Origin of the sequence: Streptomyces nigra (assembly GCF_003074055.1) — a bacterium.
GTDB classification, from domain to species: domain Bacteria; phylum Actinomycetota; class Actinomycetes; order Streptomycetales; family Streptomycetaceae; genus Streptomyces; species Streptomyces nigra.
Genome location: NZ_CP029043.1, coordinates 444,105 through 457,490, shown reverse-complemented (window position 1 = coordinate 457,490; position 13,386 = coordinate 444,105). Strand labels below are relative to the sequence as shown.

Genomic DNA, 13,386 nt, shown 5'->3' with positions numbered 1-13,386 from the left:
CCTGAGAAGGCGGAACGCCGAGGGCGCGTCCGTCCGCTGCGAGGAGGCGAGGGTGCGGGGACTCGGCACGCGGTTGCTGGTGGCCGCCATGATCGTGGCCGGTGTGGTGCTGGTCGGCCCCAGCGCGCCCAGCGGCGCCGTCTTCGCGCGCGCGCTTCCCGTCGACGCGGCCGAGGCGATCGTCCCGAACCGTGTGATGACGTGGAACCTCTGCAATCCCTGCGGAGTCAGCGACGTCGACCGGGCGGCGGAGATCGCCACCTACGCCCCGCAGGTCATCGGCGTGCAGGAGGCCTGCGACCGGGACGTCGCGCGGATCCGGGACTTCCTCGAGGGCTACTACGGGCTCAAGTACCACGTGGCGTACGGGACGGTGCTCGACAGCCTGAGCCGGTGCGGCGGGTCGCCGTGGAGCCCCGGCGGCTTCGGGCAGGCGATCCTCTCCGCCGCGCCGATGACGGACGTCGTACGGCGGGAGTACTCCGACGGGGGGTCCGAGGACCGCGGCTATCTGGCCGTCACCACCCTCGTCGACGGCCACTCCGTCCGGGTCTTCAACACCCATCTCGCCCAGAGGCGTCAGGAGTCCGTCCGCGCGGAGCAGGTGCCCGTGCTGGCCCGCGAGGTCGCCCGCCACGACCGCGCCATCGTCATGGGCGACTTCAACGCCGTCCCGGAGGCCCCGGAACTCGCGGCGATGTGGAAGGTGGGCAGCGACGTCGACCCCGAGTGCCGCCCCACGCCCACCGGTCCGTGCGAGCCGACCACGGACTGGCTGAGCAAGTTCGACTACGTCTTCCTGCGCGGCGTCGACCCGGTCGAGCACGGCGTACGGCCCACCGTCTACTCCGACCACCATCCGCTGCTCGCCGACGTGGACGTGCCCTGAGCCCAAAATCGTTCGCGTCCGGACCGGGCGGTCCACTAGCCTCCGCGTGTCCGTGAAGGGGCGTGCCCGCAGGGGGACATGACCGCCGAGCGGTATACCGGCGAGGGGGCCAGGCATGGAGATCGGCGGCTTGCGGACGGACCGGCTGGGCTTGCTGCTCGACCAGTTCGACCGCGCCCGGGAGATGGCGGAGGTCCGGCTGACCGGGCTCACCGACGAGGAGTACCTGTGGGAGCCGGCACCCGGCGGCTGGTCGATCCGCCCGCGCGGCGAGGCGACGACCCCCAGGGCGTTCGGACCGGGGGAGTGGGTGCTCGACCTGGGCGCCGCCGACATCCCGGCGAGCGAGTACGCCGAGGTCGCCCGGCAGGTCGCCGACGGCATGACCGTCGAGAAGGTCGCCGAGGACTGGAGCGTGTCCGTCGAGCGCGTCGAGGAGGTCCTCGCCCACACCGGTCCCGTGGAGCCCGACCGGACGCCGGTCACCACCATCGCCTGGCGGCTGGGTCATCTGCACTACGGTTTCGCCGGGCACTGGGAGTGGGCCTTCGGCGAACGGCGTCAGGACCCCAAGGAGATGGTCGACTTCAGCCCGTCCGCCGCGACGGCCCTCGAGCGGTTCTGGAAGTCGGTCGACCGCTGGCGCGACAGCGTCGGCGCGGTGACGGAGGAGCAGCTCGACACGATCGGCTTCTCCCAGTACCCGTACGGCTCCGACCCGGACGAGCCCTACGCGGCCGTCCTCTGGGGCGCCAACCTCGAGTTCATCCACCACATGGCGGAGATCGCCCTGCTGCGCGACCTGTGGCAGGCGCGCACCGCGTGAGTGAGCGGTCCCGGGAGGCGTTCAGCGGGCGAAGCTCATGAACGCCCCCTGGCCCCGCTCGGCCGCCCCCGTCACGAAGGCCACCAGCTCCTCGTAGGCGGCCTGGATCCACTCCCGCCGCCCGGCGGGGTCGAACGCCCACGGGTTGGGGTGGACGTCGTCCCGCGCCATCCGCGCGGGGTCGTAGTGGGCCGCCGGCCGCTCCCACGGCGTCCCCCGCACCTGGGCGGCGAGCGCGGTGAACTCCTCCACGGTCCACCCGAACAGGGTGCCGTCCTCCGCGATCATGAAGCCGTCCATCAGGAACTCCGGCGGGACGTCCGCCGCGTCGAACAGGAACCGCGGTCCGGCCCAGGCGTTGGCCGGACCGCAGTCCAGGCGGCCGTCCCGCCGGAAGGTCCCGCTGTCGTACAGCTCCCAGACGTACGGCTCGGCCCACTCCGGCTCCCGCCAGGCCCGGTCCAGCTCCTCGGCCGTCGTGCCGACGAACCCGACGCTCACACCCACAGCCGCTCCCCCCGATGTCAGGTCCGGCACCGCTTCGCGAGACGCGCAGACCCCACTGACACGACCTACGCGACCGGCGCCTTCTCGTCCGTCGCCACCAGCGACTCGTTGAGCGCCGTCCGGGACAGGGCGACGATCCCCACCGCGATGAGCGCGACCCCGAGCAGTTGCGGCAGCAGCCACCAGCCGGTGCGGACGGTCTCCTCGTACAGCGTGATACCGAGGGCGAGACTCACCGCGGCGTCCCCGAGGGTGAGGGCGGGCTGGGAGGCGACCAGGGGCCCGGCCTGCATCGCGTTCTCCAGCAGGAACAGCGCGCACACGCCGGTCAGCGCGAAGCCGTACGTCTGCCAGGCGGTCAGGAACCCGACGATCCCCTCCTCGTCGAGGATGTGCGTCGACGTCTTGAGCAGCGCCGCCGTGAGCGCGTAGCTGATCGCCGTGGCGGCCCCCAGACAGGCGGCCCGGGCGGGCCCGTGCGGGCGTCTGAGCGCCATCAGGGTGAGGACGGCGACCAGGCCCAGGCAGACGGCGAGTGCGGGGATCCAGCGGTCCAGGGCCACCCGGGTGCGGTCGCCGGAGGGCGCGGCGGCGGCGAGCGCGACCGCCAGGCCCACGACCACCACCGCCACCGACGCCCAGCCCGACGCCGGCAGCCGCCGGTGCAGCAGCACGGACGCCACGATCAGGGTGAGGGGGAGTTCCAGCACGAACAGGGGCTGGACGATCGTCAGCGGCCCCGTGACCAGCGCGATCGCCTGGCAGACGGCGGCCGTGATCACCGCGAGCATGCCGAGCAGCCAGACCGGCCGGCGCAGCAGATCGAGGATCAGCCCGGCCCGCAGCCCCTGCGAGCTGGGCACGGTGAGCGCCGCCATGCGCTGCAGCACCGTCGCCACGGCGTTGCTCAGGGCGGCGCAGACCGCGAAGACGACGGGGAGCACCGTGTCCAGCGTCGCCACCTCCCGACCGGCCCGCGCGGGCTGCTTCTCCGGCCATCCTCACCCGGTGCCCGGCACGGGCGCGATCGGAGGACGCCCGCGCGGCGGTCAGTGCCCGGCGACCAGCTCGCCGCTGAGGCGGTCGTGCAGATGCGCGCCGGGACCGTTCAGACCGGTGATCTCCACCGTCTTGCCGCGCCGCGCGTACTTCGTCGTGACGGCGTCCGGTGCGGCGACCGAGGAGGCGTCCCAGACCTGGGCCGCGGACAGGTCGACGATCACCTTCTCCGGGTCGCCGGCGTAGTCGAGCCGGCCGACGAGGTCGTTGGAGGAGGCGGAGAACAGCTCCCCGGTGACGCGGTGGACGACCGTGCCGCCGTCGGGGTCCACGACTGCGGTGACGTCGGCCAGACGGGCGACCCGGCGGGCGAAGACGACCATGGCGGAGACCGGGCCGACGACCACACCGAGGGCCAGGTCGTGGGTGGCCACGACGACCGCCACGGTGATGACCATGACGGCGATCTCGCCCGCCGGCATCCGCCGCAGCGTCTTCGGCGCGATGGAGTGCCAGTCGGACGTCGCGAACGACACCATCACCATCACGGCGACGAGCGCGGCCATCGGGATGTCGGAGACGAAGACACCCGTCAGGATCACGGCCGCCACCACGCGGCCCTGGAACCGGGGCCTCCCGCATGCGGGCACCGGGCCCTGGCCGCACCCTGGTCCCATGGTCAGCGCACAACCCATCGTCATCTACCCGGCCGCCCAGGACGGCGGCCGGCGCGTCCGCGTCGACGAGCAGTTCGTGGGGATGGCCTACGGCCTGCTGGACATCGTCGAGTTCCTGCGCCTCGCCGGCCTGGACGACGTCGACGACGACTGGGTACGGCGATCCGCGCTGATCGAGTGGCGGGGCGGCGGCCCGGAGGGGTGGCACCCCGTGCGCGACTGACCCGGGTGGCCCCGGCCCTCCGCACCGCCCCGGTGGGAAGCTCACCGCCGACAGCGGATCAAGTGTCGCAGCGCGAGTGAGAGTGGTCGGACGCCGGAGCGCAACCTCGAGTTCGGCAAGTACGGGGCTCAGGCGGCCCGCCGGGGCCCGAGCGGCGGCACCGGGTTTTCTCCGGCCACCGGCTCGGCAACCTCGCCCTGCCCGACCGGATGGTGATGGCCCACCGCAGGACCCTGCACCCGGTCCCGGCAGGCTGATCGCGTGACGGCAGGCCCCGCCGGAACGGGGCCTGCCCTGTGAGGCCGCTAGCCGGGCACCTTGTCCTCGAAGGTCGTGCCCGCCGCCCGGTAGGCGTCGACCTTGGCCCCGACCTGGGCCGGGGTCAGGACCTGGTCCTTGACGTGCAGGACGTAGTCGACCTGCTCGTCGTACGACCGGGGCGTGGTGCTGGTCTGCCCCGCGAGGTCGATCAGCCACTGGTTGAAGTTGATCGACATGGGCCGCTCGGGCAGATACGCGGCGTCATGGGTGCCGAACAGATGCCCGTCCACGTAGTACTTGATGGAGCTGTCGTCGATGGTCAGCACCAGGTCGTGCCAGCCGGCGAAGCTCTGCCGGGACTCGCTGTGCTGGTTGACGGCCTGCCACGGGTCGGGGTTGTACGTCTCCCAGGACGTCGTGTACAGGATGTTGGCGGGCTCGCCCCAGCCGCCGTTGGGCAGATACTCGAAGTCGTACTCGGCGTAGTCGTCGGCCATCGGCGCCTTGAGGTCGTTGATGGTGAAGAACGTCTGCACCAGGCGGTCCCCGTCCGGGCCGGACACGGGGGCGTCGGAGAACCTGACGCGCGCGGCGTAGGTGCCGTTGCGGAACTTCATGGCCTTGGTGAGGACTTCGGTCTGCCGGGTGCTCTCGGCGGTGCCGGCGGTGGAGGTCCGCAGGTTCATCACCGAGTTGCCGCCCGACGACGCGAAGGTGACGTTCTCCGGGGACCAGGTCGCGCCCGGCACGCCCGGGCCGCCCGCGTTGGAGCGGACGTTCCAGCCGTTCGCCGAGATCCTCGGGTCGCTCGACGTGCTGTAGTCGAAGTCGTCGAACAGGCTCTGTCCGCCCTCCGGCGGGTCGGTCGGCGGGTCCGTGGGGTCGTCGCCCCCGGGAGAGGTGCCCCACACGGTGCTGCCCGCCACCGAGGCGGTGACCTTGGCCCAGTCCGCGTACGACGTCTGCGCGGCGCCGAAGGAGTAGTCGTCGCTCTGCCGCATGGTCTGCCAGTCGGCGCGGTGGAAGCGCAGCTGCATGTCCCCGGTGTCGGCTCCGGGGGCGAGCGTGCCCGCCCCCGCGGTGAAGCCGATCTCCAGATAACGGTCGGCGGTGGGCGTCGGGTGGGCGGGCGTGCCGAACGTCCCGGTGATGTTGGCGCAGCCCTTCACCGCCCAGGAACAGGCGAAGCGGTACGCGGTACCGGCCGCGTCGGCCTTGAAGTAGTAGCGCACCTTGACGGAGCTGAGCGGCAGGCCGCCGCTGCCGGTGTTCCTGATCTTCAGCCAGGGCTCGGCCTGATCCGCGGTGGCGCCCGTGGCGCTGGTCCGGTACTGCACGGTCACGTCCGCGGCGGCGGCGCTCGCGGAGCCCGACAGGGCGGTGAGCCCTCCGGTGCCGAGGGCGGTGGCGACGGTCGCCGCGAGGGCGATCCGCAGTCTGCTGGGGGTGGTTCGGGACGTCATGCTGATTCCTTCCGGACGGGATGTGGGGTTCGTCGTGCTCGGGAAATCAGGGCCGTGCTGTGGGGGTGCGGACACGGCCTAGGGGTGGCGCGGCACCCCCAGCGCGTCGAGGCGCGGAAGGTGACCGTCGAGACGGGAGCGGAAGTCCCGCCAGGGCGTGGAACCGCTCCAGGCGCGGTCCGCCAGGGCGCACAGCCGGGGATATGTGAGGTACTCCAGGCGCGCGGGTGTCGTCGCGTACTCCGTCCACACCTGGGCCTGCGCCCCGAGGACATGGGCGGCCGCCGCCGGGGACGCCCCCTCGGGGACGGGGTCGTGGGCGTGCACGTCCGGGAGAGTGACGACGGCTCCGGGCTGGGCCGGCAACTCCTGCGCCCCGCGGCGCTGGGGGTGGTCCAGATAGGTGCGGCGGTGGTGGGCGTTGATGACGTCGAGACCGCGGTTCGCGGCGGCGAGGGCGTGCGCCGAGTCCCGCCAGGCCATCACCGTGAAGCCGTACGGGAGTTCGCCGCCGGTCTCGGCCCAGGCGACCGGCCGCCGTCCGCAGCGGAGGAGGTACGCGCCGACGCGGGCGAGGAACCAGCCGTGCAGCGCGGCGGGGCCGTCCAGGCCCTCCTCGCGCACCCGCGCCGCCGCCTCGGGGCTCTCCGTCCACTCCGTGACGGGCACCTCGTCGCCGCCGATGTGGAGGTACGGCGAGGGGAAGACGTCCATGACCTCGTCCAGCACGGTGCGGCAGAAGTCGAACACCTCGTCGTGGACGCCGAGGACGGTGTCGCAGACTCCCCATCCGGTCCAGACGTCCAGCGTCCGGCCGGGCCGGTTGCCCAGGTGCGGGTAGGCGGCCAGGGCGGCCCGGACGTGGCCCGGCATCTCGATCTCCGGCACCACCGTGACCCCGCGCGCCGCCGCGTACGCCACTAGCCCCTCGAGTTCGGCGCGGGTGTAGGCGCCGCCGTGCGGCACGTCGTCGTAGGCCGCGCCGTCCATGCCGACCGGGGAGCGGGACCGGTGGCCGCCGATCTCGGTGAGCTTGGGGTAGGCCGGCACCGGCATCCGCCAGCCCTGGTCGTCCGTCAGATGCAGATGGAAGACGTTGATCTTGTGCAGGGCGAGCAGATCGACGTAGCGGTGGAGGTAGGCCACCGGCTGGAAGTGCCGGGCCACGTCGAGCATCGCGCCCCGCCAGCGGTGGCACGGGACGTCGGTGATCTCCACACACGGCAGCGACCACCGCACCCCGGCCTGCGGCGACGCCGACAGCGCCTCGGCGGGAAGCAGTTGACGGAGCGTCTGCACACCGCGCAGCAGCCCGGTGGCCCGTGCCGCGCGCAGCAGCACCGAGCGGGGGCCCACCGTCAGCCCGTACCCCTCGTCGCCGAGCCCGGCGAGCGCGGGGTCCAGCGTCAGGACGACGGTCCCGTCCCCGGCGAGGGGGAGGGGCAGTCCGGTGGCAGGGGCGAGCAGGTCGCGCAGCAGGCGGGCGGCCGGTTCGGCCCCGGCGCCGACGCGTACGCCGGTGCCGGCGTCCAGGGTGAAGCGGCCGCCGCGGACATGGGCCCGGGTGGGGCGGGGCACCAGCGGCAGGGCCGGAGGCGTGGATGCGGGCACGGATGTCTCCCGTCTCGGTGGACCGGGGCCGAGCGACCTGACCAGTTGGGTCACTGGTCAGGTGACCTCTCGCTGGTCGAGAAGGTGGCATAGACCAATTGAAGCGTCAACCCCCTTTGCCCAGCCCTTTGTTGACAGGCCGAATCCTGTACGGCCGCACTGCGGGCGCCACTTGATGGCTACACTGCGTCTGACCAGTGGGTGGACTGGTCAGGTGCACGGAGCGAGTACGGGGCGGGGCGGCGGTATGAAGACGGGCGATCCGGGGGCGGTGCTCAAACGGGAGCGCGTACGCGACCACATCCTCGGGCTCATGGAGTCGCTGCGCCCCGGGGACGCCATCCCTTCCGAGCGGACGCTGTGCGCCGCGCTCCAGGTCTCCCGGCCGACGCTGCGCGCCGCCGTCGACGAACTCGTCGCCGCAAACCTGCTGGTGCGGGAACACGGGCGCGGCATGTTCGTGGCACCGGAGAAGATCACCCAGGAACTGGTCCCCGACCACCGCACCATGGCCGTGCCCCCCGCCTCCGGCGTCTGGACCAGCCGCCTGCTGGAGTTCACCACCCTCGCCGCCGGTGCCCGCGTCGGCCGCAGGCTGCGGCTGTCACCGGCCGCCGAGGTCGTCTACGTGGCCCGGCTCCGCCTGGTCGACGGCGCCCCCATGGCCATCGAGCACCTGCACATCCCCGCCCACCTCGTCCCCGCGCTCACCGAGCGCGAACTGGAGGCGGGCGACCTGTACGAGCATCTGCACGACCGGCACGGCGTCCGGGTGAGCGAGGCCGCGCAGACCATGGAGCCGACCGTCGTCAGCCAGGCCGAAGCCAAGATCCTCGGCGTCCCCCATCTGTCACCCGCGCTCCTCTTCGAACGCCTCACCTACGACGCGGACGGCCGGGCCGTCGAATACGTCCACTCCCTCTACCGGGGCGACCGCTACCGCATCGTCACCCGGCTCACGTTGGGCGTCCCGGCACACGACGAGCCCGCGGCCCCGACGGGCCCCATCCCCGGCATCCCGCCCGGTGTCTTCCCGCCGCGCGAGGCGGTCGTCGTCACCGCCCGGGGCGATGTGCACGACGAACGCTGAGGCCACCCCCACGACCGATGGGCGCCGATGACTTCTCGGGACGGCGGCCGTCTACCAAGGCGACATCGTCACCACCTACCGAGGAGACAGTGATGAGCGCCCAGCAGAACACCCCGGCCGACGGCTTCACCTACACCCTCACCCGCACCCTGGACGCGCCCGTCGGCGCGGTGTGGCGGGCGTGGACCGACGCCGGCCAGTACGCCCGGTGGGCCGGCGCCGAACCCGGCTCCGTCGAGATGGACGTCCGGCCCGGCGGGGCCTGGAAGGCCACGATGGTCACCCCGGACGGCACCTCGTTCCCCCTCACGGGCTCCTACCTCGACGTCGTCACCGACCGCCGGCTCGTCGTCGGCATGGACGTGCCCGGCCGGCCCGACCCCGCCGTCATGACGGTCGAGCTCGACGCGCGGGACGGCGGCCGCACCGAGATCGTCGTCCGCCAGACGAGCCCCACCGCCGAGGAGCGCGACATGTCCGAACAGGGCAGCACGATGCTCCTCGACAGCCTCACCGCCTTCCTGGCCTCCCCGGCGGCCGGCTGAGCGGGGACCCCGTGCGCGTGTGAGCCCTGTACGCGCCCCCCGGTCCGCGGATTGTCTTACCGGCGGGGCGGGTGGCCGGAACCAGCCCGCGGTCCCGATCCGGATCTCGAGAGAGGCAGGGTGGTCACGGTGCTGTTGCGTCTGCCCACATCTGTGGCCGAAGCGCGGGAGTGTCTGGCGGAGGGGGCGGTGCCGATCGGCGGGGCCACGCTGCTGTGGGCCACCTGGCAACGGGACGGCTTCCCCGAGACGGCCATGTCGCTGCGGGAGGTGCCCGAGGCCAACCTCCTCGAACGGGACGCCGTCGGCGCCGCCGTGGTCCTCGCGCGGATGGGCGACCGCGTCCCGGACGTCCTGCGGCTGGCCGCCGCCGGCGTGGGCACCGGGGCGGTCCGGCGCAGCGCTACCGTCGGCGGCAACGTCGTCGGCAGCACCCTGCGCTGTCTCCTCCCCGCGGCACTCGTCCTGGACGCCAGGGCGACGGTGCTGGAGAGCGACGGCGTCCGCGAGACGGACCTGTCCGAGCTGGTGGCCAAGCGCCCGCTGCTGCTCAGCCTCAACTGGCGCCCTCCGCTCGCCAGCACGTTCCGCAAGCTGGACGCCGCGCCGGGCGGGGAGCCGCCGCTGGTCGTCGCCTCGGCCGCGCACGCCGAGGACGACGGGCGGGTCGCGATACGGGTGGCCGTCCGCGACGGCTACGAGGTGGTCCACGCGGCCGCCACCGCGGCGGACGAGCCAGGGGAGACCCTGGACGAACTGCGGGCCACGGCCCTGGACGACGTCCCGGCCGCCGCCTGGGACGTGATCCGCGCCCAGGTCACCACCCTGGCGAGCTGACGACCGGCCGCCCCCTGACCCCGCCGAGCCGCCCGCCCACCACACCGGGCGCCTCGGCGGGTCCACCCTGTGTCGCCCGCTCAGGACGCGAACGGCGTGAAGTGGGCCGGGCGATGATCGATGGGCAGGCCGGGCCGCCAGGCGGTGAGGATCTGGGCGCTGCACTCGAAGAGGCCGGGCGGCAACGCGTCCAGCGGCCACCAGCGCCAGTCGCCGACGGACTCGTCGGGTTGGTCGGCGGGCGTCCCCCGCCACGCGGTGACGACGGCGCCCACGGTCATCCGTACGACGCCCCCGACCTCGTCGACGAGCGTGCCGAGCAGGCGTACGTCGGCCGGGTCGGCGAGCAGACCGGTCTCCTCGGCGAGTTCCCGTACGACCGTCTCCCGCAGTGACTCGCCCGGCTCCACGGTGCCGCCGGGCAGTTCCAGGGTGCCCCGCCGGTGCCGGCCCAGGAGCAGCCCGTCCGGCCCCAGGAGGACCGCCCCGACGCCGATCGCCGCGTGCGGCACGGGCGGGCGCCGCGTGCGGGGCCGGGAGGTGATCCGTACCGGACGGCGGACCTCGAAGAGGCGGTAGGAGGCGTGATTGCCCGCCTCGGGCGCGTCGAGGGCCGTGACGGACTCCACCAGCAGTCCATACGTCTCCAAGAGTTCCGTCCACACCTCGGTGGTCAGCACCCACATCCGCACGGTGGTCTCCCCGCCCCCGGCAAGGTGCAGGACCTCCGGCCGAGCGGCCACCTCGGTGCCCGGGCCGTGCCCGGCGGAGTTCGTGTGCAGGACGGTGAAGCAGACTCGGCCGCCCGGCCTGACCGACCGGGCCAGCTCGGGCAGCAGCCGGTGCGGATCGATGTACGGGACGGCGTGGACGGCGTACACGACGTCGTACGGGTCGGTCGTGCGCAGGTGCTCCACGGCGTCCGCGCACACCAGGGTCAGCCCGGGCAGGCCGTCGTAGCGGGACCGGGCGCGTTCGATCTGTGAGGGGGAGGAGTCCACGGCGTCCACGCGCGCGCCCCGGTCGCGCACGAGGTGGGCGGCGTGGCGGGCCGGTCCGCAGCCGAGGTCCAGCACGCGCAGGCCCCGCAGGTCGCCGAGGGGCTCGTCGCCGGGTCCGGACCCGCCTGGCCCCCAGTCGATCCGGTCGGCCTCCGGGAGGGGAGTGGCTCGCCGCAGGTGGTGGTGGCCGTACGCCGTCCACGCCTCGGTGTTCGTCTCTTCTTCGGGCGTCACCGTCTCATCTCTCCCCGCGCCGGCGCCGTCCACGCGTCCGGCCCCGGACCTGGAACGCGACCCCTGGCACGGACCCGTGTCATATGCCGACGCGTCGAGCTGCGACACTGGCCGGTATGGACGTAGTGCGCAGGAACAACGTCACCGTCACCGGCAACCCGCAGGGGCGCACGGTGGTGCTGGCCCACGGCTTCGGCTGCGACCAGAACATGTGGCGGCTGACCGTGCCCGCGCTCGCCGACGACTACCAGGTGGTCCTCTTCGACTACGTGGGCGCCGGACGCTCGGACGCGTCCGCGTTCTCCGAGGGCCGCTACTCGTTCCTGGACGGGTACGCCCAGGACGTCGTCGAGGTCTGCGAGGCGCTGGACCTGCAGGACGCGGTCTTCGTCGGGCACTCCGTGAGCGCGATGATCGGCGTCCTCGCCGCGGACCTCGCCCCGGAGCGCATCGGCGCCCTGGTCATGGTCGCGCCGTCGCCGCGCTACATCGACGAGGACGGCTACCGCGGTGGCTTCAGCGAGGACGACATCGACGAGCTGCTCGGCTCCCTGGAGTCGAACTATCTCGGCTGGTCGGCCGCGATGGCCCCGGTGATCATGGGCAACGTCGACCGTCCCGAGCTCGGCGACGAGCTGCGCAACAGCTTCTGCGCCACCGACCCCGACATGGCCCGGGTCTTCGCCCGCACCACCTTCCTGTCGGACTCGCGCGAGGACCTGAAGCGGGTACGGGTGCCCACCCTGGTGCTGGACTGCACCCAGGACGTGATCGCCCCCCGCGAGGTCGGCGCGTATGTGCACCGCTCGATCCCGGACTCCACGCTGGTGACCCTCGACGCCACCGGGCACTGCCCCCACCTGTCCGCCCCGGACGCCACCAACGAGGCCATCACCGCGTTCCTCGCCGGACTACGATGATGTCCTGGGCCGGGCAGCACTCCGACCCGCACGACGCCGGCGACGACAAGACGGCCCACGCCGCCTTCGCCGCCCTGCTGGAGGACAGCGCCGAGGACTTGTACGACAGCGCACCGTGCGGCTTCCTGTCGACGCTCATGGACGGGACGATCGCCAAGATCAACTCCACGTTGCTGAACTGGCTGGGCCGGTCCCGGCAGGACGTGGTGGGACGGCTGCGCTTCACCGACCTGCTGACCGTCGGCGGCAAGCTCTACCACGAGACGCACTTCGCGCCGCTGCTGCGTATGCAGGGCGACATCAGCGGCATCGCACTGGAGCTCAAGCAGGCCGACGGCGGCCGGATGCCCGTCCTGGTGTCCTCCGTCGTCAAGCACGGCACCACCGGTGAGCCCCTGCTGATCCGCACCACCGTCTTCGACGCCCGCGACCGGCGGGCCTACGAGGAGGAGCTGCTGCGCCGCCAGCGGGCCGCCGACGAGGCGCGCCGCCAGGCCGAGGCCGACCGGGCCCGGCTGCAGGACGCCATGACCGTGCTGCAGCAGTCCCTGCTCCCCGACATCCTGCCGGACGTACCCGGCGCGCAGACGGCCGCGCACTACCACACCGCCTCCCCGGACCGGCTGGGCGGCGACTTCTACGACGTCTTCCCGCTGGACACCAAGCGCGGCGAGCGCTTCGGGTTCTTCCTCGGCGACGTGTGCGGCAAGGGCCCCCAGGCGGCGGCGCTCACCTCGCTGACCCGCTACACCCTGCGGGCCGCCGCCCTGCACGACCCGGACCCGGTCTCCGCGCTGACCACCCTCAACAAGGTGCTGCACGAGCGCTACGCCGCGAGCGGCGACCCGCGCTACTGCACGGCCCTCTTCGGCACGATCGAGCCCGACCCCGCCTCCCGGCGTCTCACCGTCCACCTCGCCTCGGGCGGCCACCCGCCCGCCCTGGTGCTGCGCGCCGACGGCACCGCCACCTATCTGCCCACCCCCGGTGGGCTGCTGGTCGGCATCCTGCCCGCCGCACCCTTCACCGCGGCCGCGACCACCCTCGGCCCCGGCGACACCCTGCTGCTCTACACCGACGGGCTCACCGAGGCCCGTACCGGTGACGACCGCACCAGTCTCTACGGCGACGAGGCCCTGCTGGCCTTCGCCGCCACCCAGGCCGGCCGCCCCCCGCACGCCGTCATCGAAGCCCTCGGTGACCTGCTGGCCGGGTTCGGGGACGGTCTCGACGACGACACCGCACTCCTCGCGATCGGTGTCCCCTCCTCCGACGACCCGACGAGCGAAACCTGACGAGCGGC

Annotated in this window: 13 protein-coding genes and 1 pseudogene; 8 read left to right on the top strand and 6 right to left on the bottom strand. The window is 73.1% G+C overall.

The features are described 5' to 3' along the window. Positions 1 to 88: 88 nt before the first annotated feature. Entirely contained in the window at positions 89 to 889 is an 801-nt protein-coding gene (locus DC008_RS02145) for an endonuclease/exonuclease/phosphatase family protein (protein WP_108710527.1), read from the top strand. A 115-nt stretch (positions 890 to 1,004) separates the two neighbouring features. After that, positions 1,005 to 1,715, top strand: coding sequence for a DinB family protein (locus DC008_RS02140; protein WP_108705433.1), 711 nt, complete (start codon positions 1,005 to 1,007; stop codon positions 1,713 to 1,715). A gap of 21 nt (positions 1,716 to 1,736) precedes the next feature. On the opposite strand, the gene DC008_RS02135 is transcribed toward DC008_RS02140, so the two are convergent. The 3 genes and pseudogenes from DC008_RS02135 to DC008_RS02125 form a co-directional block, all read right to left on the bottom strand. Beyond that, complete coding sequence (locus DC008_RS02135) at positions 1,737 to 2,216, bottom strand: DUF1877 family protein (RefSeq protein ID WP_244221322.1); 480 nt, start codon at positions 2,214 to 2,216, stop codon at positions 1,737 to 1,739. A gap of 71 nt (positions 2,217 to 2,287) precedes the next feature. Beyond that, positions 2,288 to 3,175, bottom strand: coding sequence for a DMT family transporter (locus DC008_RS02130; RefSeq protein ID WP_108710526.1), 888 nt, complete (start codon positions 3,173 to 3,175; stop codon positions 2,288 to 2,290). A gap of 96 nt (positions 3,176 to 3,271) precedes the next feature. Further along, positions 3,272 to 3,820 (bottom strand): annotated as a pseudogene (locus DC008_RS02125) (STAS domain-containing protein); the annotation flags it as partial. 76 nt (positions 3,821 to 3,896) lie between these two features. Between DC008_RS02125 and DC008_RS02120 the strand changes: the two are divergent. After that, positions 3,897 to 4,121, top strand: a complete 225-nt coding sequence (locus DC008_RS02120) for a hypothetical protein (protein WP_108705431.1) — start codon at positions 3,897 to 3,899, stop codon at positions 4,119 to 4,121. A gap of 305 nt (positions 4,122 to 4,426) precedes the next feature. Here the strand turns inward: DC008_RS02120 and DC008_RS02115 are convergent, their stop codons facing one another. Continuing rightward, positions 4,427 to 5,845, bottom strand: coding sequence for a cellulose binding domain-containing protein (locus DC008_RS02115; protein ID WP_108705430.1), 1,419 nt, complete (start codon positions 5,843 to 5,845; stop codon positions 4,427 to 4,429). A 78-nt stretch (positions 5,846 to 5,923) separates the two neighbouring features. After that, positions 5,924 to 7,456 (bottom strand): beta-N-acetylhexosaminidase, encoded by a 1,533-nt coding sequence (locus tag DC008_RS02110; protein WP_108705429.1) that lies wholly within the window; start codon positions 7,454 to 7,456, stop codon positions 5,924 to 5,926. 247 nt (positions 7,457 to 7,703) lie between these two features. Between DC008_RS02110 and DC008_RS02105 the strand changes: the two genes are divergently transcribed. The 3 genes from DC008_RS02105 to DC008_RS02095 all read left to right on the top strand — a co-directional run bounded on the left by DC008_RS02105 (position 7,704) and on the right by DC008_RS02095 (position 9,928). Beyond that, positions 7,704 to 8,546 (top strand): GntR family transcriptional regulator, encoded by an 843-nt coding sequence (locus DC008_RS02105; RefSeq protein WP_108705428.1) that lies wholly within the window; start codon positions 7,704 to 7,706, stop codon positions 8,544 to 8,546. Positions 8,547 to 8,638: 92 nt separating this feature from the next. Then, positions 8,639 to 9,091, top strand: coding sequence for an SRPBCC family protein (locus DC008_RS02100; protein ID WP_108705427.1), 453 nt, complete (start codon positions 8,639 to 8,641; stop codon positions 9,089 to 9,091). A 129-nt stretch (positions 9,092 to 9,220) separates the two neighbouring features. Beyond that, positions 9,221 to 9,928: an FAD binding domain-containing protein gene (locus DC008_RS02095; protein WP_108710525.1), complete on the top strand. Its 708-nt coding sequence runs from the start codon at positions 9,221 to 9,223 to the stop codon at positions 9,926 to 9,928. A gap of 80 nt (positions 9,929 to 10,008) precedes the next feature. Here the strand turns inward: DC008_RS02095 and DC008_RS02090 are convergent, their stop codons facing one another. After that, a complete protein-coding gene (locus tag DC008_RS02090; protein ID WP_108705426.1) occupies positions 10,009 to 11,163 on the bottom strand; it encodes a bifunctional class I SAM-dependent methyltransferase/NUDIX hydrolase in 1,155 nt (384 codons plus the stop codon). Positions 11,164 to 11,279: 116 nt separating this feature from the next. Between DC008_RS02090 and DC008_RS02085 the strand changes: the two genes are divergently transcribed. Together DC008_RS02085 and DC008_RS02080 are read left to right on the top strand one after the other, a co-directional pair. After that, positions 11,280 to 12,083: an alpha/beta fold hydrolase gene (locus tag DC008_RS02085; RefSeq protein WP_108705425.1), complete on the top strand. Its 804-nt coding sequence runs from the start codon at positions 11,280 to 11,282 to the stop codon at positions 12,081 to 12,083. Beyond that, positions 12,080 to 13,378, top strand: a complete 1,299-nt coding sequence (locus tag DC008_RS02080; protein WP_425276530.1) for a PP2C family protein-serine/threonine phosphatase — start codon at positions 12,080 to 12,082, stop codon at positions 13,376 to 13,378. The genes DC008_RS02085 and DC008_RS02080 overlap by 4 nt, the downstream gene beginning before the upstream one ends. The last annotated feature ends 8 nt before the right edge of the window (positions 13,379 to 13,386 follow it).

Coding starts and splice junctions, on each gene's coding strand:
- DC008_RS02145 (WP_108710527.1), top strand. CDS start 89: ATGATCGTGGCCGGTGTGGTGCTGGTCGGCCCCAGCGCGCCCAGCGGC.
- DC008_RS02140 (WP_108705433.1), top strand. CDS start 1,005: ATGGAGATCGGCGGCTTGCGGACGGACCGGCTGGGCTTGCTGCTCGAC.
- DC008_RS02120 (WP_108705431.1), top strand. CDS start 3,897: ATGGTCAGCGCACAACCCATCGTCATCTACCCGGCCGCCCAGGACGGC.
- DC008_RS02115 (WP_108705430.1), bottom strand. CDS start 5,845: ATGACGTCCCGAACCACCCCCAGCAGACTGCGGATCGCCCTCGCGGCG.
- DC008_RS02105 (WP_108705428.1), top strand. CDS start 7,704: ATGAAGACGGGCGATCCGGGGGCGGTGCTCAAACGGGAGCGCGTACGC.
- DC008_RS02100 (WP_108705427.1), top strand. CDS start 8,639: ATGAGCGCCCAGCAGAACACCCCGGCCGACGGCTTCACCTACACCCTC.
- DC008_RS02085 (WP_108705425.1), top strand. CDS start 11,280: ATGGACGTAGTGCGCAGGAACAACGTCACCGTCACCGGCAACCCGCAG.
- DC008_RS02080 (WP_425276530.1), top strand. CDS start 12,080: ATGATGTCCTGGGCCGGGCAGCACTCCGACCCGCACGACGCCGGCGAC.